The organism is Roseovarius sp. MS2 (genome assembly GCF_051447875.1).
In the GTDB taxonomy this organism is placed as follows: Bacteria; Pseudomonadota; Alphaproteobacteria; order Rhodobacterales; family Rhodobacteraceae; genus Roseovarius; species Roseovarius mucosus_A.
The window spans coordinates 2,666,487-2,692,749 of the sequence record NZ_JBKHVF010000001.1 but is presented as its reverse complement, the minus strand read 5'-3'; the positions used below and the strand labels follow the sequence as shown (position 1 = coordinate 2,692,749).

Genomic DNA, 26,263 nt, shown 5'->3' with positions numbered 1-26,263 from the left:
TTAAACCCTTGGCAATAGTGAAAGAATAGAACTAAGCGAATTAGCGAGCAGGACTGAAGCATGCTTTTAGGCACGATCGCCAGATTGCATAAAGATTACATTAGTTTTCGTAATGATGGTGTTCCGTTTCCACTGGAATCCGTTATCGCGTGGTATGCCCTACTGGCGCTTCAAGAACAGCGCAATATCAGAGGCAACATCTTGGAAATGGGTGTCGAACATGGCGGCACTGCATTTTTGGGTGTTGTCGCTTTGCGAGAAGACGAGAGAATCGACTTAATCGACCTGAAAAAATCGCCACGGTTCACGAACGTTGCCGAAAGTCTTCCGATCACCATCGCTTCTCGCGTGCATTTTCATGAGTGTTCTACACGTTCGCCCGAACTGTCAAAAATCGCCCAGCAGCGCTTCCGCTTTGTGCATATCGACGCAGGACATTCCAGACAGGATGTCTTTCATGATATCGGACGTTTTGCGGCATGCGTCGCACAGGACGGAATCCTGTGTCTTGACGACGTATTCGAAATTCGCTGGCCCGGCGTTACAGAAGCGATGTTCGAGGCAATTCCATTCACTGGATTAGTTCCGTTCTTGTTCGTGAACCGCAAACTTTATCTAGCACCTGCAGAAATTGCTGACCTATACCGGCAGATGCTAGTCGCTGCACTCCCCGAGATTGAGGCATTCGGTCCAGTGCGGCATTGGACAGAAAAGATGTTAGGGAGCGACACGCTCATCTGGAAACAGACGCTCAAGACAAACGATCTGAACTTGCTTTTTGCTCCGACGGATTGAACATCCTGAGGAGACTTTTAACCATGCTGTCTACCATTAGGTCTGCATCGCGAAAGCTATAATCTCTATTGCGCGTATTGTCCCGAGGCATGCCCTGAACTGTTTGGTCTTCTACCAACGCGGGATCAACCCCTTCAGGAGCAATGGCCCCTTCCATCATTGAGGCAGTCCACCGCAAACTAGCGGGCGTTATGCTGGCCTGATTGCCGTGAAGGATGCCCGGTAGCGGGTAAAACCATCCTGCCTTGTGCTGCATTGTCCCGGCATGGGTTACATAGGCATGGCAGCATGCAATCTCCCATAGCGCTTCTTTCAGAGAAACGCCTGTGATATCTTTCAAGTGCGCGCGTCTCGCCGCAGGTAGCGCCTCAACAAGGCTAGCTATAATGCTCTTTGCGCCTGCGATACGCGTTTCAAACGTCGGACGTAGGCGATCGTAGACCGGTCGGTCAAAATCCAAGGGTAGTGAAAAGCCATCCAGAACCAATGTTGCGTTGGGCATGTCATCCAAAAGCCTGTTTGCCAAACAAGCTAAGATAGTGGCTTGGTTCTTCAGTGTTCGGCCAGTCTCGCGAATGCTTAAATATATACGCGGCTCAGACGTGGGGTGATACTCGATTGGCAACCCCATCAACGCCAGAATGTCGTGTTTGACATCAGCGGTACAATAAACAGAGCCAGGGATTACGATTGGCCGCTCCTGCCAGCCTTGCACGCTCTCAACATCATCAATATGGCTGCAGTTCAGGTTTCGGGCAGTGCAGAATGGCTCGACCAACTGTAGCGGATCGTAAAGTACCTGAACGTCAAACGCAGCACCTGAGCCTGCCAAATACCAGAGCCCGGGAAATTCGTTCCACGCGAAATGCGCGAAGTTGGGATGCCCTAAGCAAACCAGCGGCCGTGCCTTGGGATCAATGTAACGCTCAGGTCGGCTTTTTTCCTTTAGCAATAGACGCGCTCGCTCGATCAGCGGCGATCCTTCAGAGCTTGCGACTGGATAAACGTTATGCGCCGTCACAAGCGCAAGAACTGGACAACCAAGCCGCAGAGAGTCCGCAATTACGCCGAAGGGTTCCTCTGCGTCGAACCAATAAAGGCAGCCATGCGGAGGGGCGTAGAAATGCGCCTGCGCACTGCATAATGCGCCAGTCGCGGCGTCACGGACCTGAAATTTCCCGGTCAAGGCGAGATCCTGCTGGAAACGATAAAGTGCTTGGGGTCCGCACCATTGATTGGCGGCTCGAAGGTCTTTCAGAGTATTTTCGATGAATGGATCACGCAACGTCAACATACTATTGTATCGTGTCCTTTTTGCTCAAATGTAACTCTGCGGAACTGGCAGTTGCTTGGACACAGTGTGCTATTAGCGCTAAGTCATCCGCATTGTACTGCTTCAAGAGTTCATTGAGGTCGCTTTGCTCTTGCGTGGCGGATGTCGCATCTGAGCGGTTGCTATGAACTTCCTCCCACCTGAAATTTGGGAATGTGTCGGATATCTCGGCTTTCAGGCGGGCAACGGCACCGCTGAAATCTGCCACAAGCCCTACGATAGTGATGCGCTCTAGCGCCTGTTTTGCCCGCTCCAGCTCAGACCCCTTGCCTGGGACAAGCGCAGCCAGTCGATAAGTCTGAAAGTTTCGGCACTGTCTGTCTTGCTTGAGAGAAAGCCGCACCTTTACGTAGCCTTCGAGGTCTGTGTGCTTTGCGAGAACCGCCCCAAAGGTTTCCGCCACCTGCGTTCTCTCGAAACGGTATGCGGATTTGATACGGTCTATTGGGTCACGCAACAGGACCATGGAGACAATTCGGACGCCTTCGACCTGCGGCGGCGGCCCCATCATTGTGTGCGACGAAAAAGCCACCGCTTCGGGGTTATCGCGAATCCAGGATTCGACCTCTGGCGTGTTGCCATGTCGGGAGGGCGACGCTGAAAACTCTCGCGTGACCCAAGCAGGGCCGAAATTGCCCTTCAATATCTGATCTAGCGAGGTGCCAGCGTTCTTGAAAAGGTGGTGGTGCAGGATGACAGTGCGCATGCGGCTATCGCGTCTTTCTTTGTGGGTTTCTTGCGAACATTAGCGCACCTTCCGAGGGCAAAGTCTGATGTTTCATTTTGCAACGATCCCCGGCAGGAACATATCCGCAGCTTCGAAGGCTTCATGCATGGCGTGGCGGCCACGGGTGAACGAATAATTCTCTGCAACATAGGACCGCGCGGCCTCGGACATCCGGAGCCAGAGCGCATCGTCCTCGTTCAAGCGAGAGATTGCGGAAATCCATTCGGCGGGGGTACGGGCGATGAAACATTCCTGACCGTCGCGCAACCCTATGCCTTCTGCTGCGACGGGGGAGAGGACACAAGGGATCCCATGCGCCAAGGCATCAATGACCTTGCCCTTGATCCCTGCCCCAGAGCGCAGCGGCGCCAGAAAGATGCGATGCGGGTTATAGGCATCGGCGACCTGCGGCACGAAGCCAACAGGCAAGATCGTCCGGCTTGCAAGAGCGGCGATGTCAGAGGGCATGCCGGAGCCATAAATCGAGAACATGGGAGCGTCCTGCTGTGTGGAGAGGTGTGACATGACTTCCCGAACGAACCAGTGCACCCCCTCAACATTCGGGTGATGCCGGAAACTGCCAAGAAAGGACATTCCCCTGCGCTCTGAGAGCGGCGGCACGGCGGCGGGTATATCAACGACCCAAGGGGTGCGCACAACCGTTGCGCGGCCTTCGCTATAGGCCTCGATCACGGCATGTTCCAATTCGTTGTAGCTCAGCACCACATCGACCTGGTTGATGATGGCCAATTCTTCGTCCCGAGTTTTCCGCGCAATTTGCAAGCGGTTCTCGTCATTCTCGGCGCGCGCCGCACGTATCTCGCGCAGAAAGTGGAGGTCGGCGTTGTTGAAGAGAATCTTGGCCTCTGGCGCGTAGTTGCGCAGGTGGCCCAGAACATCCTGAGCGACATAGAACCTTGTGACGTAAAAGGCGTCGAAATCTGCGGCGTGTCGGGACAGATACTCTTGCACGCTCAGGAAAAACGGGGCGTAGATCATCTCGACCCCGAGTTTCTGGAGGTCTTCGGTATATGTGCCCAGATGCGCCAGATTTGTCGGCAGGAAGCTGACCTTGTAGCCCAGCGACTGCACCAGCCTGATTTCTTGCAGTGCAGCATAAGAGCCCGCATCCTGATCGGGACGCGGTGTGGTATAGTCGACAAAAAGCACGCGCCCCTTGATGCCCCGGTCCTTCTCGAGATCGGGATTTTGCCCCTCGCGGCCAAACTGGCTATAGGCCTCGATCCAGCGGCGCTTGAACTTGGGTCGGTTGATCTCTTGATAGCGTTTGAACCCTGAGCTGACGTCGGTGCCCGAAGTCATCCCCTCGTAATGATAGATGACAGAAGACGGAACGAACCAGGTCGAATAGCCCGCCTCGCGGACCTTGAATGCGAAATCCGTATCCTCGAAATACATCGGTTCGAGGTATGAGGAGAGCCCGCCCACCGCTTTCCAGACGGATTTCGGCACCATCATCGCGGCACCAGACAGGTAATCCGCCTGTCGGGCATAACAAAAGCGCGGCTCTTCCGGGTTCTGGCAGTTGCCATAGTTCCACGGATTGCCCGTGCCCCAGATGATGCCACCGGCATCCTGCAAACGCCCGTCCGGATAAAGCAATTTGGACCCGACAAGACCCACATTGTCAAAGCGTTCGAAGGCGGCAAGAAGTTCATCCAGCCAACCGGTCGTCACCTCAACATCGTTGTTGAGCAAGACGATATACTCCCCACGGGCCTGATCGGCCCCGGCATTACAGGCCCGGATAAAGCGCTGCGGCTCGGGATTGTGGAGGACGGTAATCCCGCTGACGACAGTCTCGAGCGTAGCGGTCTCATCGGTTGATCCGTCATCCACCACGATGACTTCAAAGCTGGCCTCATTGGGCGCGATAAGCAGCGAGCAGAGCGCGAGATACGTCACCTCGACCTTGTTGTGCGCCGGGATAACAATGGACACTTTCGGTGTGGCCACTTCTGGGAATGCCAGAGGCTTGAGCGTGACACAGTCATAGCCCGCCTCAACCGTGTCGAGCGCATGGATGATCTGGGCGAAATCAGTCTCTGGCGTGACCGTCTCGAAGAGTTTGCGAAGACTGGCAAAGCGGCGCGGTGTCTGCGCAAAAATAGACGCTGGAAACGGTGCGCGGCTTTCGCGCTGCAACACATCCGCCGGGGTCAGAATTGATGGAACAAGGGTCAGTGTTTCAAAGAGCCGCACCGTTCCAGACAGATCACGTATGCTGATGTGATGCGTTGCACCGTCTAAATATTTATCCGCCAAACGAAAAGGCGTCTGTCCCGGCCCCACCGAGAGCTGCCCTTGGGGTGAGCCATCAATGTACAAGCTGAGAAGAGCGGCATCCGAGCTTTCAATTTGCAGCGTGTGCCCCTGCCTGTCATCCACGCTGATTTTTGGGCTCATTGGGATTGTTCTAACCTCGGTCTTGCCACCATATCGCAAATGGATGTCGTCATTGGGCATCAGATAGGCTGGCAGATCAGCCCGAAGCCAAACACCATCACAGGGAATCTCGGTGCCCACGAGCATCATGGGGCTAAGAAATGAATCCTCTGGTTTGCTCTGGTTGCCGACATGCACATCCGCCAGAAAGACGAAGGGCTCGATCCCTGATCCATCATCGACATATTCTTCATGATGGACCGCAAGTCTCACTTCCATTGGCCCTACACTTTTAGGCAGGGGCAAGCTGACCTGCTGATACCCCTGAGAGTGACGCCCACCAAGAAAACTGGGCGCAAATGCTACCTTGCAGGTCCTAATTTCCCGCGTCGCAGACTCTGAAAACGTAACGTGCAGCATAGCCTTGCTGCGATGAGACGCGATATGCGCTCGCAAGAACAAATCCGAAGTATCCCCTTTTATGACGATGGGATGATCAATCTTGATCCGACAGGGGGCGTTGCGATCAACAAGCATGATCTGAATGGTCTGCGTGCCGGAAAGGGCCCAGTCCGCAAGTTCATTGATCCAGACCGCGTAGGTGTCGCCTGGCACCTTTTCTGCGGGTTCCGACCAAATGCTGTTCTTCAAATCCCGGGAGTCTAGACCGTTCAGGCGCGCCGCCCCGAAGGATGCCAATGCGTCCGGCGCACAGCCACGCATTTGGGCACTTGCAGAGCCAATGGCGATTTCCACAATGTCGCGCGGCATCTCGGTGAAGTTTGCAAAGACTTCGCCATTCGCCATCAGGAGTGTCTGCAAACCACCGATATCTGTGGTCTTGTCATTTCGTTGCGTGCTTTTTACGGTGGTCATCTCAAGTGCGCCTTAGGATTGTATTCATGCGGCCGACAACATACTGCTTGATAGGAACTCGGCACTAAAAATCTTGGCACCAAAATTCTGGCTTGTAACCAGAAGAAAGGGCCGTCGCCCGCCTATGCAAGGTGGCTGGAGAGCGGTAAGAAAGGGCGACATTCTTATCATGTAACCGGTGTGTCACATTCCATTTGGAAACTCCACAACGGCCATCGTGCAAGATGCATGATTCTGTGTATGCGTGAAAATGTGAAGTTGAACGCAGTTGCCTAAGTACCGAGTAATCATAACCTAATTTGGACTCAGGCAGGAAAACTCTGATTTGGCGCAATTCGTCCGTCTGTCACTCTTGCGCCGCTTTATATCGGTAACGCGCGAATACGGTCTTGCCGAAGCGCTGAACCGATCGCGCTATTTTGCGGGGCTCTATCTACGCGGATCGGCACCGTCGTTGTTTGGCCGTCAGGCCCCTGCAGCGTTTGCCCCAAACACCTCATTTACTCCCGAGCGCCAGATGCAAACCATTTGGTCGGAACTGGCCCGTGGCGAGGGGTTTCATGCGCGCATCAACCAGAAGACGAGTCCGCGTGTTGCGCTGATTGGTGATCTCAACCTGTCACAGTGCCGAAAATACCGCGTCGAGCAGCTTCAGGTGCTGTGGAAATCGCAGAATGTCGAGTTCGATTTTGCGCATTACGAAGACACCCCGAGGGCGCTGCGGCTTCTACAAAGGGCGACGCATTATTGCGAATACAGGCTGGAAGACACACCGTTGACGCAAATGTATCGCTACGAGGCACGCCGACTTGGCCTGCCGATTCTGTTCGACATCGACGATCCACTGTTTTCGGTCGCAGCCTATGAGACCTATCAAAACATGGCGAACCTTGATCCGATGCTCAAGACACATTTTCTAACCGTGGCACCGCGCTATGCCGCCATGATGAATGGGGCCGATATCGTGACCGTCTCGACGCCCGGGTTGGCCGATCTCGCACGGCTTTACACGCCTCGCCCGGTTTACGTCAGACGAAACTTTGCTGACCCCGACACTTTGCAAAACGGGGCTGCCGCAATTACCGCACGTGGTCCGGCTGATGGTCTGTTTCGCGTCGTCTTCGCCAGCGGATCCCAGGGCCACGAGGCGGATTTCGATCTGATTAAGACCGACGTTGCAGCCTTTGTGACCGCCGATCCCACGCGCCGCTTGACCATCCTTGGCCATTTTCAAACCGATAAGCTGCCTGCATCGCTTATGAAGCAAACCGAGCATCATCCGTTCTTGAGCTATGATGCCTACCTTACCAATCTGGCGCGGGCTGATGTCGCGGTGATGCCGCTTCAGGATGACTTGTTCAACAGATGCAAAAGCGGTGTGCGCGTGATTGATGCCGCAGCGGTGGGGCTGGCCTCCATCGTGAGCGCGGTTGGGGACCTGCCCACAATGATCGACCATGGGCGCACCGGATTTATCGCAAGCGCCCCCAGCGACTGGCGGCTTGCGTTGGAAGCTCTCGCGAATGACAGAGCTCGCGCCCGCGTCATGGGCAGCGCAGCTCGAGAAACGCTTGAGACCCGATGGAGTGTGCAGGCGGAGCCCCACATTATCGCCCCTGCCCTGCTCGACTGGGTGAAGCCATGACAAAGCGTCCTCATATCCTGCTCGTCAATGTGTTCTTTGCCCCCTACACCTATGGCGGCGCGACCGTTGTCGCCGAACAAGTGGCCCGAGAACTGGTGAACGAAGACATCGCAAGGGTCAGTGTGATCTCGCTGATCAGCCGCCCAGAGTTGCAGCCCTATTCCGTTCTACGGTCTCAGGTCATGGGGATCGACAATTACCTGATCAATGTGCCGCAGAACCGCACCTACAAGTATTTCTACGATAACCCCGAGATTGGGGGCGTAGTCAGCGATCTGATAGCCGATCTGTCACCTGACCTGATGCATGTGCATTGCATTCAGGAGATCGGGGTGGATATCCTGCGCGTTGCCAAACGCGCACAGGTGCCGATTGTGATTTCTGTGCATGACTATTGGTGGATATGCGAACGGCAGTTCATGGTAAAACCCGATCAGGTGTATTGCGCGCAAGATCCCGTTCAGATCGACGCCTGCAAGGGCTGTGTCGCAGATTTTGGCGCAGCCAAGGCGCGGTTCCAGACGCTACAAGACGCGGCGTCTCTCGCGGATGTTGTCACCTATCCCAGCCATTTCGCCCGCACCCTCTGTGAAGCCTCAGGTTTGGCTCCGGGTCTTGGGGTGGTGTGGGAAAACGGTGTGCATATGCCACGCTCGGATTTTGCCGCCAAACAGGCCGCGCGACGCGCAGCAGACCCGCGGATCGTCTTTGGCTTTGTTGGGGGCCCCTCGGCAATCAAAGGTTGGCTGAAAATCCGCGAGGCATTCAAAGACCTACCGCGCTCTGATTTCGGCGTACGTCTGGTCGATGGCAGCCTTGATGGCAGTTGGTGGGCCGGGCAAAACCTGTCCAGGCTCCCGGGAGAGTGGCGGGTCGTTCCCCGGTATCATCACTCCGACATGGACGATTTCTATGCCGGGATCGACGTGTTGTTGTTCATGTCGCAGTGGAAAGAGACTTTTGGCCTAACTATACGCGAAGCTCTGGCCCGAGGCATCAAGGTGATCCAGACTGACAGTGGTGGGACGGTCGAACATAATGCTGTTTCTCGAGTGCGCCTTATCGCCATTGGTGCAGGCCCCGGAGAATTACGCCGTCAAATCCTTGAAGCTCTTGATACCGGCACCTCGAGCGTAGCCGACCAACCTGTCAAAGTAACAAGCTTCTTGGAACAAGCCGTCTCGTTTCGCAAGATAATGGAGACCGTGATTAAGTAAGCCTCGTAATCGTATCATGGTCATGAATTACGCGCATCGCAGTTGCCTCTTTTCAAAGGACATCTGAAAAATCGGTCGGCCAATGAAAGTGGGTTTTTCGCGACCGTGAAGCATCTTGGTTCAAGAGGGCAAAGCCCGTATGATCCAGCGCGTTTTTCCCATGACATTGCATCGAACACAGGCTTGAAATACGGCGTGGTCGAAGAGGCACCTCAGCTCGCAATCTTGCGGCTCTCGTCCAAACTTAGGTCAGAGTGAAAACTTCCTGCAGGACATTTCCCAATGCAAACAATTGTTTTTCTTAAGAATTTTTACTTCGCGCGTAAACTTATCTGTTAAGTTGCTGGACCCCCTGACGCAACCTGCTTATAGATGGGTGTAAAGTCGCGATATGCATTTAATCATCAAGGATAAACTGAAATGGGCTCATTTACGTCAACGCACTCCATTACGTACAGCAGCGGCTCGCCCTCAATTCAGAACGGAAACTTTACCATCACGGATGGCGATGCAGACACGACATTCGAAATCGGTGACACCTATTTTGAGCCAACCAATTCTCTGAATTATGAGTACCTCGGCACAATGGAGGTGGACGGCACGATCTGGCCGGTATTTGAGTTTTTGGAATTTCCGGGTTTCTTTGCCGTCTTTCTTGATCAGGAACCTGTTGTTGTCCCGCCTACTTTGGCACTGAATAGTGGTGAAACATTTGATCGGGCCTGCTTTGCCGAAGGTACGCGGATTGCGACGGCAGAGGGCGATATCAATGTTGAGGATCTGGAAATCGGCACACAGGTCGTCAAGTCGGATGGCACCCTGACCCGGGTGATGTGGGTAGGAAAGCAGACGACGTCCACGCGCTTCGGGTCTGCCGCGCGCAATGACCTTATCCGTGTGGACCAAGGCGCGCTAGAGAACGGATTGCCGGTGCGCGACCTGACCTTGACGGCAGACCACGCTCTTTTCATCGATGGTTTGCTCGTCAACGCCGGTGCGATGGTCAATGGCTATTCCATCACGCAGGTTCCGTTGGCCGAGTTGGGCGACAGTCACTCGGTTTACCATGTCGAGACTGAGAACCATGACGTGATCTTGGCCGAGGGTCTGCCGGTAGAGACGTATATAGACTACGTCGGGAGGCAAGCCTTCGACAATTACCAAGAGTATGTATCGCTCTATGGCGACGCCCGCTCGATATCCGAGAACTCTACTCCTCGGATCACGACGTCTCGGTATTTGCCTGCTACACTTCGCAAACGTTTGGGCATCAAAGACGCCGCCTGATATTCAGGGTAATTTCACGCGTCCAAAGTGTGTAGGCCGCCGTTTTGCTGTCAGAGGTGGTTCGGTTGATCCACCTGCGCCAATTGGCGTGTCAGGCGATAGGACACTGGTCCAAATCGGATAAAACTTCTGTGACTGGGCATGGCTTGATCCTAGCCTTCGCTGATGCTTGCGATGATGTGGATCGAGTCACGCATGCCGGACGGTGCTGTTCTAGCGCTCGTCACAAGCGTTTGGCTGTGGCTGGCCGGGGTGGATGTGCTGGATCGTGATACCTTGGTTCTCGGTCTATTCTCTCAGGTTGTCTCTGATCTACACGGGGCCATTTTCAACCCTGATTGTCCATCCTTGCCGAGGTTTCCGAAGATGCGGTTCGGACGTCAGATAGCCCGTTTGGCCGCTCGTGAAGAATCGACACTTATTTACGAGCATTGAACCACTTGGCGAATTGAGCGCTACTGACTGGGACCACGTGTAGAGTGAGACAGAAAAACGCAAAGGCACATGTATGACCAAGTGCGACCGTGACGATCATAGCGGCACTTTTGCTCAGACCCTGCGCAGTCTGGCGTTTCAACTTGATGGCCAAACTGGTGACCAAGGTTGGCTTGCAGCCTTGCGCTTTGGCGTCGCGGGTGGTCTCGCCGAAGCTGGTGAGACCCACTTGGCCGAGTCTTTGTTCCGCCAGATCGTCGATGCAAATCCTCATCACCTCTGGGCGTGGGTCGGACTTGTTGAGATGACGCTTGCACGCGGAGAAGCGGACGCGGCTGCGGATATTGGGCACAAGGCCCTCGCAACCCTAGCCAATGAGCCAATTTTACATCGGAAGACTGCTGAAGCACTCGACCTTGCACAGAGGCATGTTGAAGCCATTGGGATCATGACATCGAGGACTATCGAAGCGCCAGATGATCTTGCTTTCGTCATCTCGTTGCACCGAAAGGCGGCAAAATTAGAGGATGCGACATCTTTTTGTGAGCGACTTTTAGCACTTCGCCCGGATCACGAATTGGCACATCTCGCGCGGATCGAAATCGCATTGCAATCCGGCGATAACGCAGGTGCTGTCAGTTTTGCAAACGAAGCGCTTATGCATCATTCGGATCATCCCGAAATCGTTTTGCGTGCTGCGCAAGCATGCCGTGGTGCCGGAGATTACCAGCGCGCCATGCGCCTAGCAGAAAGCGCGCCTGAGGATACGCAGTTTGCTCCTTGGTTTTTACAACTGCGTGCCAACCTCGCCGAAGATCAAGGTGCCGTGGAAGACGCGCGGCTGCTGTGGTCTAAGATAAAGAGCCTGAATTTGTCAGCATTCGATGTGTTGGCAGACGAAGCGATTGCACGTCTTGATGCCGTGCACGCGACACAGACGAAGGACGCTCAAGGTCTTGTTGCGCCAATATGCGAGGAGGAGCGCCATCTTGGCCTTGCTTCTCCAGAGTTCGACATCGACAGGTTTATGCTTCAGCTTGATGCGCCGCGGGCTCAAAATGGCCTCTCAGACGACGACGTGCTGCAGATCGTGGCCGGCTCGGATGACATCCCATGGTACCGGGCGCTGCAGATCGTGCGGCACATCTGGCTAAATCGCTCTTCAGACCTTGCAGAGCGCCTAAGCAAATCTTTTGCCTCCCGTTCATGGCCTATCACTGACCTGCATGCTTTTGCGATCGAGGACCAGCTCTTGCGCAACGGGCCGCGCGCTGCCCTGGACTGGGTTCGGAGCCATCCTGTAGCGCGCCGAGAGTCTGAGGCAGCAGAGCGTCTGGGGCGTGTTCTCGTCTCTGGAGGATTTGGCATGCTGGCGGTTCGCTATCTCTGGGCTTGTTGCCACCGCTGGCCCGCCGACCCCCAATTCTTGCGTCTTGCCACCCAAGCGCTGATTGCAACCGGTGCAGCCCACCGCGTTGCAGACCTTCTTGAGAAGGTTTGTTCGGGCGTCGATGAGGATTGGCGTTTAGCTTGTTACGTCTCCGCCGGGCTCTCCTTGGGGAAAATTGGTGAAACGCTGATGGCCTGTGAAACACAGGCGGCATCGGGGGCCGCACGAGCACCGGTTGTCGATATGATCGAGATGTCTCTTCTGGTATCCGATTTGAACACGGCAGAAGGCTACGTTGCCAAGCTGTCGAAAGACGCAGGCCGTTTGGAAGAAGCTCTGATAAGTCGGCCTCGCGCTACCCGTGTTGGCACGTTGTTGAACGAAGCCCGTATTCTAGCAGCGTCAGGCTGGGACGAAGGCGATCTGGGCAGTAATATGAGCGCGATTGCCGATTTTTTCCTTCCGGCGCGGGCCAAAGTAGCAAAACAGGCATTGGACGTTGAGCCCCCACAAGATGTTTGTATCCCTAAAGTGCCCGATCTGATCCATGCTATTTGGTTTGATATTCCCGAAACAAGTTCGGAACGAGAGCAGCTGTTGGATGCTTGGCGTCAGGTATCGCGGCGTCAGGTGGTTCTGCATGACATTCGCAACGCACAAAGTTGGCTACGGAAAAACGCCGGCTCTGATGCCGCCCGGGCCTTTGCGAAGGCTCCTGATCGTGAACAAAAGGCTGATCTTCTGATGCTGGGCGTTCTTTTGGTCGAGGGTGGTCTTACGCTGTCTGCGACGCAATGGCCAAGCAGAGATGTTGACCCGCTCATCGACCACACGGAAGAGGCAGGGTTTTTCATCGATGGTCGTGGGGCGGTTGTGACCGATCTGCTTATGGCAACGCCCGGCCATAGCGTTATCGAAACTGCCTTTGAAAAAGCAGTGGCCTCTTGCCTCGACCGAGAAAAGGATCATCGGTGGTTTAAAACCGGCCCCGGGCTATTGACGCGCGCTCTGGCGTTACATCTTTGTGATGAGGACTCAGAGGCTCGGGTTACACTGCGCGCGCTGTCTACGGTCCGGCGGCTCGTGCACCCTTACCGCCCAGCGATATGTCCAAAAATCGACAGTGGCGCGCAGTATCCATGATCGCGCGCCGGTCTCTGGGATAGTCTGGTCAAGGCCATTGCCGCAACCACCCACATTTCGGCCTGACGCAGACAATGTCTTGATCTGAAGCGCCTTCAGTTTTGGTGTGGGTTTGGGCATTTGCTGCCCCCATCCTTACCACCAACAGCCGATCTATCAGCAGCATGGGAATACCCACATCTGCGATACTCAGGTCTCGCAAACTCGTACACAATTTATGAAAACAGACACATACGGAGCACGCCCCATGCGTCTGCCACTTACATTTAGGCAATGACCTTCCGCCACCCAATCCAAACCGAAGGTTAGGATTTGCCCCGCAGAGCTGCGCGAAGGGCATCGCCCAAGGCCCCTTGCGTGGCCTGCGGCTCAGATTTTGGTGGCCGCACCGGCGCGCTGGCAGGTTTGCCGGACTTCGCAGTTCTGGCCGCCACTGGCGCGTCCTTGGCGCGCGTCTCGGGCGCAGCGCCGTCTTTGCGCATGCTCAGGCCGATGCGTTTGCGCGCAACATCAACCTCTGTCACGCGCACCTTGACCACATCGCCCGCCTTGACCACCTCATGCGGGTCCTTGACGAACCGATCGGCCAATTGGCTGACATGCACCAGCCCGTCCTGATGCACGCCAATGTCGACAAACGCGCCAAAGGCCGCGACATTCGTCACTGTGCCCTCCATCAGCATACCGGGTTTGAGGTCTTTGATATCATCCACCCCATCGGCAAATCGCGCGGTGACAAAGCTTGGGCGCGGATCGCGGCCGGGTTTCTCCAGCTCTGTCAGAATGTCTCGAACCGTGGGCAGACCGAATTTGTCATCCACGAAATCCTCGGCCCGCAGACCGTTTAGCGCCTCAGGCGTGCCCATGATGGCGCGAATGTCGCGGCCACAGGCCTGCACGATCCGGCGCGCCACGCCATAAGCCTCCGGGTGAACCGAGGTGGCATCCAGAGGTTCCGCACTATCCCGGATACGCAAGAACCCGGCGCATTGCTCGAACGCCTTGGGGCCCAGCCCCGCCACTTTGAGCAGTGCTTTGCGCGACGGAAATGCACCCTCAGCGTCACGATGCGCCACAATCGCCTGCGCCAAGGACGCCCCCAGCCCCGCCACGCGGGCAAGTAGCGGCGCCGACGCCATATTGAGATCAACACCAACCGCGTTCACCGCATCCTCGACCACGGCATCCAGCGCCTGCACCAGACGCCGCTGATCGACATCATGCTGATACTGTCCCACGCCGATGGATTGCGGCGTGATCTTGACCAGTTCGGCCAGCGGATCCTGCAGCCGTCGCGCAATCGACACCGCACCGCGCAAGCTGACATCGAGCCCCGGAAACTCCTTGGCCGCCAGTTCCGAGGCGGAATAGACCGACGCCCCGGCCTCGGACACGATCACGCTCATCGGGCGCTTGGCCCCCTGCGGCAAGAGCTTTAGCGCCTCCGCCACCATACGCTCGGTCTCGCGGCTGGCGGTGCCATTGCCGATGGCGATCAATTCGACGCCATGTTTGCGCACCATCTCCAGCACAGCCACCTGCGCGCCGCGCAAATCATTCTTGGGCTGGAATGGATAGAGCGTTGCAGTCTCGATCAGCTTGCCTGTGGCATCCACCACCGCAGCCTTGACGCCAGTACGGATACCTGGATCCAGACCCAAGGTTGGGCGTGGTCCAGCCGGGGCGGCCAACAGCAAATCCTTGAGGTTGCGCGCAAACACGGTGATCGCCTCGTCATGGGCGCGGTTGCGCAATTCGCCCATCAGATCGACATACATCGACAGGCTCAGCTTGACCCGCCAGGTCCAAGCGGCAACGCTGCGCAGCCAGATATCACCGGGCGCGTTACCGGGAATGCCAATCGTCGCCTCGATCATACCCACGGCCCGTAGCGCGCCGGTGTCAGGATCGGGGGCAATATCGAGCGTCACGATCTCTTCCTTGGCGGCCCGCAGAATCGCCAAGGCGCGATGCGCGGGAATCTTTGCCCAAGGCTCTCGATGATCGAAGTAATCCGAGAACTTGGCCCCCGCCTCTTCTTTGCCCGGCAGCACACGAGCGCTGATCACCGCTTCTGCGCGCATGAACTCGCGCAAACGGCCCAACAGCGTGGCATTCTCTGTCAATTCCTCGGCCAGAATGTCGCGTGCGCCTTCAAGCGCCTCTTTCACTGTCGCTACGCTCTCGCTCAGGTATCCTGCGGCCAAATCCTCGGGCACCGCAGACCGCTCAGCCAAAATCCTGCGCAAAAGTGGCTCTAACCCGTTTTCGCGTGCGATCATCGCCTTGGTGCGGCGCTTGGGCTTGAAGGGCAGATAGATATCCTCGAGCACCGCCTTGGTTTCGGCCCCGGCGATAGAGCGGGCCAGCGGCTCTGTCAGCTTGCCCTGATCCTTGATGGAATTCAGGATCGCCACACGCCGCGCCTCTAGCTCGCGCAGATACGTCAGTCGCTCAGCCAGATTGCGCAGTTGCGTATCATCAAGGCCACCCGTCACCTCTTTGCGGTAGCGCGCAACAAAGGGCACCGTCGCACCGCCATCAAGCAGCCCCACTGCGGCAACCACTTGATTTGGGCGCGCGTCGATTTCAGTGGCGATAATTCGGGCGATACGCTCGGCTGTGTCTGTCACTCTGGGCCCCCTCGGATGATCTGAGAGGTTTGTGATAAACGCAGATGACGCCGAGGCCAAGGGGCCGCGCGTGGCGGACCGGCGTCAGACCGAATCCGCGAGATGCGGCCCACGTCGTGGATATTGATCCAGCTTCGGTGTCTCGAAATAGCGCGGAGAAATTGCGAGGTCCGCCAGTGTGAAATCGTCAAACGTGTTGAGGAAATTGGTCAGGGCGAGGTTGAGCACGATGGGCAGCCGACAGCCTTTGGTGACCCGACAGGCATTGTCTGGAGAAAAACATTCGGCCAGAGCGAACTCAGGCTCCATCTTGCGCACCACCTGCCCAAGGTTGATTTCACCGGGGGCACGCGCCAACCGAAAGCCGCCGCTGCGGCCGCGGATCCCCTCCAGAAACCCCTCATGGATCAGTTGCAACACCACTTTCTTGAGATGTGCACGAGAAATGTCATAGAGCTTTGCCGTCTCCTCGATGGTGGTCAATTCACCGGGTTTCAAGGTTGCGGCGTAAAGCAGAACACGCAGAGAATAATCTGTAAACTTAGTTAGACGCATAACGGCCTCCAGCTAACTGACATAATTCTGAAAGATTTTGAATTGGCAAGTGGTCAGCTTGTCACGTCTCATCACAAAAGAGTTATTTCATTTGACCCATATCAAGGTCGGGCTTTGCGACTCACGACATGCTGGCCCAATGATACGGAAATACGCCCTCCTTCTGCTGACCAGCCTCCTTGCGCTTTCCTTGGCGTTGGGCGCTTTGACTGCGGGCCGGGCAGCAGGTGTTGCCGCGTTCAAGGCCACTCTGACGCAAATGGTGATCTGCGCGGGGGCCGAGGGCGAGAAAACCGTGCATCTTGCCCGCGATGGCACGCCGGTAAACCTGCCGCATTGCGAAAAGATACTCTGCGACGAGTGTTTGCAGACCGGCTCTCACGTCTTGCTCACCGCAGAGTTCGAGCTTGGCGCGCAGCGCGTGACGGCTGCTGATCGGGATCAGCCCGGCGCAGACCTGCATCATCCCGAAATGATCCTGACCGCTCAAAGCCGCGCGCCCCCGGCGGCAAAGGCGACAGCATGAAAGACCCCCTGATGCCCCTTGCTCTCTTCTTGCGCCTGCGCGCGTTCGGCCTTTTGGCACGTATCGCCGCCTTCTGGATCGCCCTGCTGGCTTTGGCCCCGGCGGTTCAGGCGCAATCCCCCTATCTTGAAACATATCTGGCCAAAGTGCCCGCCGCGACGCTGGTCGAGGGTGCAGACAGCTATGGCGCAATGCGCAGCGACTTGCCCGTGGCCCCGGTGCTGCGCGGCGGAGAAACGATTGGCTGGGCTTTCATCACGTCCGATTTCGTGGGCACTACCGGCTATTCCGGCAAGCCCATCCATGTGATGGTCGCCGTCGGACTGGATGCCAAGCTGACCGGCGTAAAGCTGGTCAAACATTCCGAACCCATCGTCCTCATCGGTATCCCCGAGGCCAAGGTATCCAAACTGGTTGCGGATTTCGTGGGCCTTGATCTGGTGGCCGAGGCCGAAGCAGGCGGATCGGGGCATGAGCTCGACATCATCTCGGGCGCGACGGTCACGATCATGGTGATCGACGATTCGATCACCCGTTCGGGCATCCGTGTCGCCCGCGCGCTAGGGCTGGGGGGGCTTGCGCCACTCGCGGCCCACACCGGCCCAACATTCGAGCTGAACCCTGATGCGCAGGCGGCCAGCGATTGGTTTACCCTGACCGGCGATGGCACGCTGCGCCGCATGTCGCTGGATGTGGGGCAAGTCAACGCCGCCTTTGCCGCGATGGATGATCCCCGCGCCGCTGCCCGCCCGATCACCGCGCCCGAGGACGACACCTATATCGACATGTATGCCACACTCATCAGCGTGCCTGCCATCGGGCGGCAACTGCTGGGCGAGGCGGAATTCGCCAATCTCGCCGACTGGCTGGACGAGGGGGAACACGCCATTCTGGTCGCCGCCCGTGGTCTCTATTCCTTTAAGGGGTCGGGCTATGTGCGGGGCGGGGTGTTTGATCGCATCATTCTGGTGCAGGGCGAAGATTCCGTGCGGTTCCGCGACCGGGGCCACCGCCGCGTGGGCGAGATCATGGCCGATGGCGCGCCCGCGCTCTCGGAAATGGACATCTTCAAAATCCCCGCCGATGCTGGCTTTGACCCCGCAGAGCCGTGGCGCCTGCAACTTTTGGCGCAGCGCGATGTCGCGGCCATCGAGAGGGTCTTTACCACCTTCGATCTGGGCTATCAGCTGCCCGCCGCCTACCTGCGCCCGGTGGCCGCCCCGACACCAGCACCGCCGCTGGCGCAAGAGACCGCAAGCGAGAGCGCCGCGCAAACCGCCCTCTGGTCCCGGATCTGGCGCGACAAGACCGTCGAAATCGTGGGCCTTGGCGTGATGCTGACAGTTCTCACGCTCGCGTTCTTCTTCCAAAGCTTTCTGGTGCGCTCCGAACGGGTCACAACCTGGTTCCGCATGGGATTTCTCACCGTCACGCTGGTCTTTCTGGGCTGGTATGCCAATGCGCAGCTGTCGGTCGTCAACCTGATGGCGCTCTTTGGCGCGCTGACCTCGGATTTCAGCTGGCAGGCGTTTTTGCTTGATCCGCTGACCTTTATCCTGTGGTTCGCAGTCGCCGCAGCGCTGATCTTTTGGGGGCGCGGGGCCTATTGCGGCTGGCTTTGCCCCTTCGGCGCGTTGCAAGAGCTGACAAATCGCATCGCGCGCAAACTGGGCGTGCCGCAATGGACCCTGCCTTGGGGCCTGCATGAACGCCTCTGGCCGATCAAATACATGATCTTTCTTGGCCTGTTCGGGGTCTCACTGGCCTCGATCGAACAGGCCGAACATCTGGCCGAGATCGAGCCATTCAAAACCGCCATCGTGCTCAAATTCGCGCGTGCTTGGCCCTTTGTCGCCTATGCATTGGCCCTTTTGGCGGCAGGCCTCTTTGTCGAGCGGTTCTACTGCCGCTACCTCTGCCCGCTTGGTGCCGCACTCGCGATCCCTGCCCGCCTGCGCATGTTCGATTGGCTAAAGCGCTACCGCGAATGCGGCAACACCTGCCAGACCTGCGCCCATGAATGCATGGTTCAGGCCATCCATCCCACTGGCGAGATCAACCCGAACGAGTGCCTGAACTGTCTGCACTGTCAGGTCCTCTACCAGTCGGAAACCAAATGTCCGGTCGTCATCAAGAACGTGAAGCGCCGCAAGAGCGCCTCTGAAAGCGCAGCAGCGCTGGACCGGATGATCGCAAACCACCCCAACATGAAGAAAGGACAATAATCATGTCAAACGATGTCAAGAAATCCGGGATCAGCCGCAGGGGCCTGTTGGGCGCCACTGCTGGCGGGGCTGCGGCCCTTGGGGCCATGGGTGCCTCGCGTATGGCGCTTTTGGGTGGGGCCGCCGGTGTGGCGACCGCCGCTGCAACCGCGCCGACAACAGCCAAAGCGGCTGCGGCCTCATCGCATCTGGCCCCCGGCGAACTCGATGAATATTACGGGTTCTGGTCTTCGGGTCAGACCGGCGAGGTGCGTATCCTCGGCATTCCGTCGATGCGTGAATTCATGCGAATTCCAGTGTTCAACCGCTGTTCGGCAACCGGCTGGGGTCAGACCAATGAATCCCTCAAGGTGCTGACCGAGGGCATGTCAGAGCGCACCAAGAACTACCTCGCGGCCAATGGCAAAAAGGTGCATGACAACGGCGACCTGCACCATGTCCACATGTCCTTTACCGAGGGCAAATATGACGGTCGCTTCCTCTTTATGAACGACAAGGCCAATACCCGCGTCGCGCGTGTGCGGCTGGACGTGATGAAGGCGGACAAGATCCTCGAAATCCCCAATGCCAAGGCGATCCACGGTCTGCGCCCGCAAAAATGGCCGCGCACCAACTATGTCTTTGCCAATGGCGAGGATGAGGGCCCGATGGTCAATGACGGCCAAATTCTGGATGACCCGTCGCAATATGTGAACTTCTACACCGCCATCGACGCGGACAAGATGGAAGTGGCGTGGCAGGTGATGGTCTCGGGCAACCTTGACAATACCGATGCCGATTACGACGGCAAGTATGCCTTCTCGACCTCTTACAACTCGGAAATGGGCATCTCGCTGCCTGAGATGACGGAAGCCGAGCGCGATCACGTCGTCGTCTTCAACCTTGCCGAAATCGAAAAAGGCATCGCGGCGGGCGATTTCATCGAATTGAACGGCGTCAAGGTGATCGACGGGCGCAAAGGCCAGAACAAGGACTATACGCGCTACATCCCCGTGCCAAACAACCCGCATGGCTGCAACATGGCACCAGACAAGATCCACCTCTGCATCGCCGGAAAACTCTCGCCTACTGTTTCGGTGATCGACGTGCGCAAGTTGGATGCCGTGTTCTACGAGGGGGCCGATCCACGCTCTGTCGTGGTGGCCGAGCCGGAATTGGGCCTCGGGCCGCTCCACACCGCCTTTGACGGCAAGGGCAACGCGCTCACCACGCTCTTTCTCGACAGTCAGGTGGTGATTTGGAACATTGAGGATGCGGTGCGCGCTTATGCGGGCGAAAACGTCGATCCGATCCGCTCCAAGGTGGATGTGCATTACCAGCCCGGCCACAACTCCACCTCCATGGGCGAGACGCTTGAGGCGGATGGTAAGTGGTTCATCTCGATGAACAAGTTTTCCAAGGATCGCTTTCTCAACGTCGGCCCTCTGAAACCCGAGAACGAGCAGCTTTTCTCGTTGGACGGCACCAACCTGACGCTCTTGCATGACAGCCCGACCTTTGCAGAACCGCATGACAGCATCATCGTCCACCGCTCTGTTGTGAACCCGCGCAATGCCTGGGACCGTAACGATCCGATGTGGGCTGATGCCCGCGCGCAGGCTGAAAAGGACGGGGTCAACATCGACGAATGGGCCGATACGATCATTCGCGATGGCAACAAAGTGCGTGTCTATATGTCAAGCGTGGCCCCCGCCTTCAGCATCGAAAGCTTTACCGTCAAGGAAGGCGATGAGGTGACGGTGATCATCACCAACCTCGATGACATCGACGATCTGACACATGGCTTCTGCATGGGCGATCACGGCGTGGCGATGGAACTTGCCCCGCAGGCCACCGCTTCGGCCACCTTTGTGGCGGCCAAGCCGGGGGTCTACTGGTATTATTGCCAGTGGTTCTGTCATGCGCTGCACATGGAAATGCGCGGTCGCATGTTCGTAGAACCGAAAGGCGCCTAAGCCATGTTGCGCCTCTTTCTCAGCCTGATCCTCTTGTGCGGCGCAGCGACCTTGGTCGATGCGGCGGAACGCCGGGTGCCAGCCGAGATCGGGGCGCTTACCTCTGCCATCGCCGGGGCACTGCCCGGCGATGTGCTGACCCTTGAACCGGGCCTGCATGCGGGCCCGGTGACACTCGATCACGCGATTACCCTCGACGGGCAAGGCAAAGCCACCATCGACGCAGGCGGTGTTGGCAGCGTTGTCACCATTACCGGCAGCGATATCACCGTGCGCGGCCTCACCCTGACCGGATCGGGCAGCGATCACGACGCTATCGACAGCGGCGTTCAGATCACCCGGAGTGCCGCGCGCGTGCTGGTCGAAGACAACGACATCTTGGGCAATCTCTACGGCGTCGATGTGCATGGTCCCAAGGACGCCACCGTGCGCGGCAATCGCATTGTCGGGCGCACGGATCACCATATGAACAGCCGTGGCAATGGGGTTTATGTCTGGAATGCGCCGGGCACGATCATCGAGGATAACGACATCCGCCTTGGCCGTGACGGAATCTTTGTGAATGCCTCAAACGACGGCATCTTTCGCCGCAACCTGATGCGCGACCTGCGTTTTGCGGTGCATTACATGTATGCCAACAATTCCGAGGTGTCGGGCAATATCTCGATCGGCAACACCCTTGGTTTTGCGCTGATGTTCTCGAACCGCATTACCGTGCATGACAATCTCAGCCTCGCAGACCGCAGTCACGGCCTCATGCTCAACTACGCCAACAACGCCGATATTCGCGGCAATCTGGTGCGGGGCGGCGCAGAGAAATGCACGTTTATCTACAACGCTCACCGCAACCTCATCTATGACAACCGCTTTGAAGGCTGCGAGATCGGCATTCATTTCACCGCCGGATCGGAACGCAATGCGATCACCGGCAACGCCTTTGTCGGCAACCGGACGCAGGTGAAATACGTCGGCACCAAGGATGTGGAATGGAGCTATGACGGGCGCGGCAACTATTGGTCGGACCACCCCGCCTTTGATCTGGATGGCAATGGCATCGCCGATGCCAGCTTTCGCCCCAATGACCTGATGGACCACATCCTGTGGTCGCAACCCGCCGCCAGCCTCTTGATGGGCGCACCCGCTGTGCAACTGATCCGCTGGAGCCAGAAACATTTCCCCGCCTCCCTGCCCGGTGGCGTGCTGGACAGCGCGCCCCTGATGCGGCCCGTCCTCGTGACAGTGCCGGATACTATCGCCGCAATGGAAGCTGAAGCCATGACCGCCGCACGCAACAGAAAGACAGATGATGCCCCGTTTGACCCTCTCGCAAGTCACTAAGCGCTACGACGGCGTCACCGCGCTTGATGCGGTGGACTTTACCGTTGCCCCCGGTGAACGGGTGGCGCTCCTTGGCCACAATGGCGCAGGCAAATCCACGTTGATGAAGATCGTCCTTGGCCTGATCCCCGCCACCTCTGGTCAGATCGAGGTGCTCGGGGCCGCCCCCGGCAGTCAGGCCGCCCGCGAGGGCACCGCCTATTTGCCCGAAAACGTGGCCTTTCACCCGGCCCTGACCGGTCTTGAACAAATCCGCCTCTACCTGCGCCTGCGCGATTGCGATCCGGCGCAGGCGATGGGCCTGTTGGAGCGTGTGGGATTGGGCGAGGCCGCCCGCCGCCGCATCGGCACCTATTCCAAGGGCATGCGCCAGCGTGTCGGGCTGGCTCAGGCCCTCATCGGCCAACCTCGCCTCTTGATCCTTGATGAGCCGACCAGTGGTCTCGACCCGGTGTCGCGCCGCGAGTTCTACGCCATCCTCGACGGTCTCGCCGCAGAAGGTGCTGCAATCCTGCTCTCTTCCCATGCCCTGACCGAGGTCGAGGCCCGCACCGACCGGATCGTGATCCTATCCAAGGGGCGGCTCATGGCGAATGACACGCTGCATGCCCTGCGCCGTCAGGCCGCGCTGCCAATTCGGCTGCAAATCTCGGCACGCCCGGGCGCGGCGGATCAGGTGGCGGCGCAACTGTCTGGAGGGCGGCGCAACGGCGTCATGGTCGATCTGACCTGCGCCCATGACGAGAAGCTGACCCGCCTTGGCCATATTGCTGCGCTGAAAGGGCTGATTGAGGACGTCGAAATCATCCCGCCCAGCCTTGAAGACCTCTACAGCCATTTCAGCCGGAGAGATGACCAATGACCGCCTTCTTTCGCCCCGTCTTCGCCCTTGGCACCACCGAATTCCGCATCGCGCTTCGCAATCGTTGGGTGACGATCACCGTTGCTTTGATGGCGCTCTTTGCACTTGTCCTCTCGGCGGCGGGCAGCGCCCCAACCGGCGACGTGGGCGTGGATGCGCTCTCGGTCACGGTGGCAAGCCTGACGTCTCTTGGCGTCTATCTCGTGCCGTTGATGGCGCTTTTGATGTCCTTTGACGCCGTGGCAGGCGAGATCGAGCGCGGCACGCTTTCGCTGACGCTGACCTATCCGGTCTCTCGAACCGGCATCCTGATGGGCAAGTTTATCGCCCATCTGGCGGTGCTGACGATTGCTGTGGGCGCGGGCTATGGGTTGGCGGCCATCACCGCGCTTGCCACCGATCCCGAGGCGGTGACAGGCCTGCCCGCGCTTTTGCGCCTCTTCTGGTCCTCGATCCTGTTGGGGGCGGTGTTTCTCGCCTTGGGCTATGCGCTCTCGGCCATCGCGCGGCGTCCGGGGGCAGCGGCGGGGCTGGCAATCGGCGTCTGGCTGGCCTTGGTCGTGCTCTACGATCTGGGTCTTTTGGCGGCGGTCGTGGCAGATGGTGGCGGGGTCTTTACCGCCCGTGCCCTGCCGTGGCTTTTGCTGGCCAATCCCGCCGATGCCTTTCGCCTCTACAACCTTGCCGCATCCGAGGCGACGGCGGCGGCCTCTGGCCTTGGCGGGGCGGCCCAGACCATTCCGGCGCTCCATGCTTTGATCTCGGTCCTGCTTTGGCCCCTTGCTGCCTTTGGTCTGGCGGTCGCAGCGCTGCGGAGGGTCACACCATGAAATGGCTCCCATTCCTGTTCTTGCTCCTCGCCCTTGCCGCCTGCAAGGAAGAGGTGGCCACACGCCCTGACCCTGTGCCTTTGACGGCCGAGGCAACCGGACATTACTGCCAAATGGACCTGCTCGAGCATCCCGGCCCCAAGGCGCAGGTCCATCTTGAGGGTCTGGATCACCCGCTCTTCTTCAGTCAGGTGCGCGACGCCATCGCCTATCAACGCATGCCAGAGCAAAGCCACGCCATAACGGCCATCTACGTCAACGACATGGCCGCCGCCGCCAGTTGGGACCAGCCCGGCGCCGAGAACTGGATCGACGCGACATCGGCCCATTACGTGGTCGGATCAACGGCAACGGGCGGCATGGACGCGCCCGAATTGGTGCCGTTTCTCGAGGCAAAGGATGCTGCCGCCTTTGCCGATACGCGCGGCGGGCATGTTCAGCGGCTGGCCGAGGTGGCGGATATCGATGTGCTATCGGCCGTGCCAATCGCCACCGGCATCACCGACCGCGCCGAAGACGAAGATTTCGAAGCACGGCTAAAACACCTGTCCCGCGAAAGGCAGAACTGACATGACCCTCTCCCGCCGCCGTTTTTTGACCATCTCTGCCGCAGCGCTTTCGTGTTCCCGCTCTGCTCAGGCCACACCCCTGCACCGCTGGCAGGGGATCGCCTTGGGTGCACGCGCCACGATCACGCTCAGCCACCCCGAGGCAGAGCGGATCACCGAAACCGCCCGCGCCGAGATCGAACGGCTGGAGCAGGTCTTCAGCCTCTACCGCGCGACCTCCGCGCTCAGCCAACTGAACGCCAGCGGGCACCTCGACGCACCACCTTTCGAGTTGTTGGATTGCCTATCCATCGCCGCCACAGCACATCGCGCCACGGATGGGCTCTTTGATCCTACTGTTCAACCGCTTTGGGATCTCTACGCGCATAGCTATGGTGCAGGACATGCCCCGTCAGAGGCCGAGATTGCCAATGCCCGCGCCCATGGAACGTGGAGCGATCTGCGCTACAGCGCAACCGCCATCAATCTGCGGCCCGGTATGGCGCTCACGCTTAATGGCATCGCACAGGGCTATATCGCGGATCGCATCGCGCATCTTTTGCAGGCCGAAGGGCTGAGCGACATCTTGATCGACACTGGAGAGTTGCGCGCCCTTGGTGGGCATCCGGATGGCGGCGACTGGCCCGTGATCCTAGACACGCCCGGCCGCCCGCATCTGGGCCTGCGCGACCGCGCTCTGGCCTCCTCTGCCCCGCGTGGCACCGTCTTTGATGCAGAGGGCACAGCGGGTCATATCCTGGATCCCCGCACCGGCACCCCTGCTACGCCACGCTGGCACCTCATCAGCGTCACCGCACAAAGCGCCGCCATGGCTGATGCGCTCAGCACCGCCATGTGCCTGATGTCCGCCCAAGACATCAAACGGGCCGAATCTGCCATCTCTGGCGTCAGGGTGGTGCAGAGCGCCGCCGTCTGAGGCAGCTTACCCCAGCCGCGCCTTGACCTGCGGACCAACCGCGCCGAAATCCATCTGGCCCGCGTGGCGTTCCTTGAGCTTGCCCATGATCTTGCCCATGTCGCGGATCGTGGTGGCCCCCACATCGGCAATCGCCTTGTCGATTGCTGCGGCAATCTCGTCTTCGGCCAATTGGCGCGGCAGGAATTCTTCGATGATGCGGATCTCGTCGCGCTCGCGCTCGGCCAGATCAAGCCGCCCACCCTCTTCATAGGCGCGCACGCTCTCGTTGCGCTGCTTGGTCATCTTGGCGAGAATGGCCATGATTTCCGCGTCTCCGACCGGGATAGTCCCGTCCGCGCTGCGCCCGGCAATCTCTTGATCCTTGATCGCCGCGTTGATCAGACGCAAGGTCGCCAAACGGCCTGCCGCCTTGTCGCGCATCGCCTGTTTCAGGGCCTGATCGACCCGTGCCCGCAGTTCCATTCCGTTTCATCCCCATGATCGTCACAAGAGCGGGAGCCTAGCGCCAAGCGTGGGCGATGGCAACCGCCGTGCTGGTCGCCCCAGCACCACGATCAGACCCTTGACCCGCCCCCAGCCCACCCGTAGGTATGCGCA

General features: G+C 58.3%; 19 protein-coding genes. 13 read left to right on the top strand and 6 right to left on the bottom strand.

Annotated features, from left to right (window positions below):
- Positions 1–60: 60 nt before the first annotated feature.
- Entirely contained in the window at positions 61–795 is a 735-nt protein-coding gene (locus tag ACLGGT_RS13215) for a class I SAM-dependent methyltransferase (RefSeq protein WP_437196446.1), read from the top strand.
- On the opposite strand, the gene ACLGGT_RS13210 is transcribed toward ACLGGT_RS13215, so the two are convergent.
- The 3 genes from ACLGGT_RS13210 to ACLGGT_RS13200 all read right to left on the bottom strand — a co-directional run bounded on the left by ACLGGT_RS13210 (position 752) and on the right by ACLGGT_RS13200 (position 6,137).
- Positions 752–2,089: a hypothetical protein gene (locus ACLGGT_RS13210; protein WP_437196444.1), complete on the bottom strand. Its 1,338-nt coding sequence runs from the start codon at positions 2,087–2,089 to the stop codon at positions 752–754. The two genes, ACLGGT_RS13215 and ACLGGT_RS13210, sit on opposite strands and share 44 nt — an antisense overlap.
- A 1-nt stretch (position 2,090) precedes the next feature.
- Positions 2,091–2,834 carry a hypothetical protein gene (locus tag ACLGGT_RS13205; protein WP_437196442.1) on the bottom strand — a complete coding sequence of 248 codons (744 nt, stop codon included), beginning with the start codon at positions 2,832–2,834 and terminating at the stop codon, positions 2,091–2,093.
- Positions 2,835–2,906: 72 nt separating this feature from the next.
- Positions 2,907–6,137: a glycosyltransferase gene (locus ACLGGT_RS13200; protein WP_437196440.1), complete on the bottom strand. Its 3,231-nt coding sequence runs from the start codon at positions 6,135–6,137 to the stop codon at positions 2,907–2,909.
- A gap of 325 nt (positions 6,138–6,462) precedes the next feature.
- Here ACLGGT_RS13200 and ACLGGT_RS13195 point away from each other — a divergent pair, with 325 nt between their 5' ends.
- From ACLGGT_RS13195 to ACLGGT_RS13180, 4 genes are all read left to right on the top strand, one after another.
- Positions 6,463–7,782, top strand: a complete 1,320-nt coding sequence (locus tag ACLGGT_RS13195) for a glycosyltransferase (RefSeq protein WP_437196438.1) — start codon at positions 6,463–6,465, stop codon at positions 7,780–7,782.
- The gene (locus tag ACLGGT_RS13190) at positions 7,779–8,999 is read left to right on the top strand and encodes a glycosyltransferase (protein WP_437196436.1); all 1,221 of its coding nucleotides are present in this window, start codon (positions 7,779–7,781) and stop codon (positions 8,997–8,999) included. The genes ACLGGT_RS13195 and ACLGGT_RS13190 overlap by 4 nt, the downstream gene beginning before the upstream one ends.
- A gap of 420 nt (positions 9,000–9,419) precedes the next feature.
- Positions 9,420–10,286 (top strand): Hint domain-containing protein, encoded by an 867-nt coding sequence (locus ACLGGT_RS13185; protein WP_081508055.1) that lies wholly within the window; start codon positions 9,420–9,422, stop codon positions 10,284–10,286.
- A 508-nt stretch (positions 10,287–10,794) separates the two neighbouring features.
- Complete coding sequence (locus ACLGGT_RS13180; RefSeq protein ID WP_437196435.1) at positions 10,795–13,254, top strand: tetratricopeptide repeat protein; 2,460 nt, start codon at positions 10,795–10,797, stop codon at positions 13,252–13,254.
- A gap of 305 nt (positions 13,255–13,559) precedes the next feature.
- Here the strand turns inward: ACLGGT_RS13180 and ACLGGT_RS13175 are convergent, their stop codons facing one another.
- Together ACLGGT_RS13175 and ACLGGT_RS13170 are read right to left on the bottom strand one after the other, a co-directional pair.
- Positions 13,560–15,887 (bottom strand): Tex family protein, encoded by a 2,328-nt coding sequence (locus ACLGGT_RS13175; RefSeq protein WP_437196433.1) that lies wholly within the window; start codon positions 15,885–15,887, stop codon positions 13,560–13,562.
- Between the two features lie 84 nt (positions 15,888–15,971).
- Positions 15,972–16,442, bottom strand: coding sequence for an RrF2 family transcriptional regulator (locus ACLGGT_RS13170; RefSeq protein WP_437196431.1), 471 nt, complete (start codon positions 16,440–16,442; stop codon positions 15,972–15,974).
- A 139-nt stretch (positions 16,443–16,581) separates the two neighbouring features.
- On the opposite strand from ACLGGT_RS13170, the gene ACLGGT_RS13165 reads away from it, so the two are divergent.
- The 8 genes from ACLGGT_RS13165 to ACLGGT_RS13130 are packed head-to-tail and all read left to right on the top strand — an operon-like array spanning position 16,582 to position 25,663.
- Positions 16,582–16,968 carry a hypothetical protein gene (locus tag ACLGGT_RS13165; RefSeq protein WP_437196429.1) on the top strand — a complete coding sequence of 129 codons (387 nt, stop codon included), beginning with the start codon at positions 16,582–16,584 and terminating at the stop codon, positions 16,966–16,968.
- Complete coding sequence (locus ACLGGT_RS13160; RefSeq protein ID WP_437196427.1) at positions 16,965–19,193, top strand: 4Fe-4S binding protein; 2,229 nt, start codon at positions 16,965–16,967, stop codon at positions 19,191–19,193. Before ACLGGT_RS13165 ends, ACLGGT_RS13160 begins: the two co-directional genes overlap by 4 nt.
- 2 nt (positions 19,194–19,195) lie before the next feature.
- Positions 19,196–21,148 carry a TAT-dependent nitrous-oxide reductase gene (nosZ, locus tag ACLGGT_RS13155; RefSeq protein WP_151978893.1) on the top strand — a complete coding sequence of 651 codons (1,953 nt, stop codon included), beginning with the start codon at positions 19,196–19,198 and terminating at the stop codon, positions 21,146–21,148.
- 3 nt (positions 21,149–21,151) lie between these two features.
- The gene (locus ACLGGT_RS13150; RefSeq protein WP_437196426.1) at positions 21,152–22,486 is read left to right on the top strand and encodes a nitrous oxide reductase family maturation protein NosD; all 1,335 of its coding nucleotides are present in this window, start codon (positions 21,152–21,154) and stop codon (positions 22,484–22,486) included.
- Positions 22,455–23,348 (top strand): ABC transporter ATP-binding protein, encoded by an 894-nt coding sequence (locus ACLGGT_RS13145; RefSeq protein WP_437196424.1) that lies wholly within the window; start codon positions 22,455–22,457, stop codon positions 23,346–23,348. The genes ACLGGT_RS13150 and ACLGGT_RS13145 overlap by 32 nt, the downstream gene beginning before the upstream one ends.
- Entirely contained in the window at positions 23,345–24,178 is an 834-nt protein-coding gene (locus ACLGGT_RS13140; RefSeq protein WP_151978896.1) for an ABC transporter permease, read from the top strand. Before ACLGGT_RS13145 ends, ACLGGT_RS13140 begins: the two co-directional genes overlap by 4 nt.
- A complete protein-coding gene (locus tag ACLGGT_RS13135; RefSeq protein ID WP_437196422.1) occupies positions 24,175–24,747 on the top strand; it encodes a nitrous oxide reductase accessory protein NosL in 573 nt (190 codons plus the stop codon). The genes ACLGGT_RS13140 and ACLGGT_RS13135 overlap by 4 nt, the downstream gene beginning before the upstream one ends.
- A 1-nt stretch (position 24,748) precedes the next feature.
- Positions 24,749–25,663 carry an FAD:protein FMN transferase gene (locus ACLGGT_RS13130; protein ID WP_437196420.1) on the top strand — a complete coding sequence of 305 codons (915 nt, stop codon included), beginning with the start codon at positions 24,749–24,751 and terminating at the stop codon, positions 25,661–25,663.
- A gap of 6 nt (positions 25,664–25,669) precedes the next feature.
- Here ACLGGT_RS13130 and ACLGGT_RS13125 read toward each other — a convergent pair whose 3' ends face one another.
- Positions 25,670–26,128, bottom strand: a complete 459-nt coding sequence (locus ACLGGT_RS13125; protein WP_008280095.1) for a GatB/YqeY domain-containing protein — start codon at positions 26,126–26,128, stop codon at positions 25,670–25,672.
- Positions 26,129–26,263: the final 135 nt, after the last annotated feature.

Excerpts from the sequence above, each read along its gene's own strand:
- ACLGGT_RS13135 (WP_437196422.1), top strand. The coding sequence starts at position 24,175 with ATGAAATGGCTCCCATTCCTGTTCTTGCTCCTCGCCCTTGCCGCCTGC.
- ACLGGT_RS13165 (WP_437196429.1), top strand. The coding sequence starts at position 16,582 with ATGATACGGAAATACGCCCTCCTTCTGCTGACCAGCCTCCTTGCGCTT.
- ACLGGT_RS13190 (WP_437196436.1), top strand. The coding sequence starts at position 7,779 with ATGACAAAGCGTCCTCATATCCTGCTCGTCAATGTGTTCTTTGCCCCC.
- ACLGGT_RS13130 (WP_437196420.1), top strand. The coding sequence starts at position 24,749 with ATGACCCTCTCCCGCCGCCGTTTTTTGACCATCTCTGCCGCAGCGCTT.
- ACLGGT_RS13205 (WP_437196442.1), bottom strand. The coding sequence starts at position 2,834 with ATGCGCACTGTCATCCTGCACCACCACCTTTTCAAGAACGCTGGCACC.
- ACLGGT_RS13125 (WP_008280095.1), bottom strand. The coding sequence starts at position 26,128 with ATGGAACTGCGGGCACGGGTCGATCAGGCCCTGAAACAGGCGATGCGC.
- ACLGGT_RS13160 (WP_437196427.1), top strand. The coding sequence starts at position 16,965 with ATGAAAGACCCCCTGATGCCCCTTGCTCTCTTCTTGCGCCTGCGCGCG.
- ACLGGT_RS13210 (WP_437196444.1), bottom strand. The coding sequence starts at position 2,089 with ATGTTGACGTTGCGTGATCCATTCATCGAAAATACTCTGAAAGACCTT.
- ACLGGT_RS13170 (WP_437196431.1), bottom strand. The coding sequence starts at position 16,442 with ATGCGTCTAACTAAGTTTACAGATTATTCTCTGCGTGTTCTGCTTTAC.
- nosZ (WP_151978893.1), top strand. The coding sequence starts at position 19,196 with ATGTCAAACGATGTCAAGAAATCCGGGATCAGCCGCAGGGGCCTGTTG.
- ACLGGT_RS13145 (WP_437196424.1), top strand. The coding sequence starts at position 22,455 with ATGCCCCGTTTGACCCTCTCGCAAGTCACTAAGCGCTACGACGGCGTC.
- ACLGGT_RS13200 (WP_437196440.1), bottom strand. The coding sequence starts at position 6,137 with ATGACCACCGTAAAAAGCACGCAACGAAATGACAAGACCACAGATATC.
- ACLGGT_RS13215 (WP_437196446.1), top strand. The coding sequence starts at position 61 with ATGCTTTTAGGCACGATCGCCAGATTGCATAAAGATTACATTAGTTTT.
- ACLGGT_RS13185 (WP_081508055.1), top strand. The coding sequence starts at position 9,420 with ATGGGCTCATTTACGTCAACGCACTCCATTACGTACAGCAGCGGCTCG.
- ACLGGT_RS13180 (WP_437196435.1), top strand. The coding sequence starts at position 10,795 with ATGACCAAGTGCGACCGTGACGATCATAGCGGCACTTTTGCTCAGACC.
- ACLGGT_RS13140 (WP_151978896.1), top strand. The coding sequence starts at position 23,345 with ATGACCGCCTTCTTTCGCCCCGTCTTCGCCCTTGGCACCACCGAATTC.
- ACLGGT_RS13150 (WP_437196426.1), top strand. The coding sequence starts at position 21,152 with ATGTTGCGCCTCTTTCTCAGCCTGATCCTCTTGTGCGGCGCAGCGACC.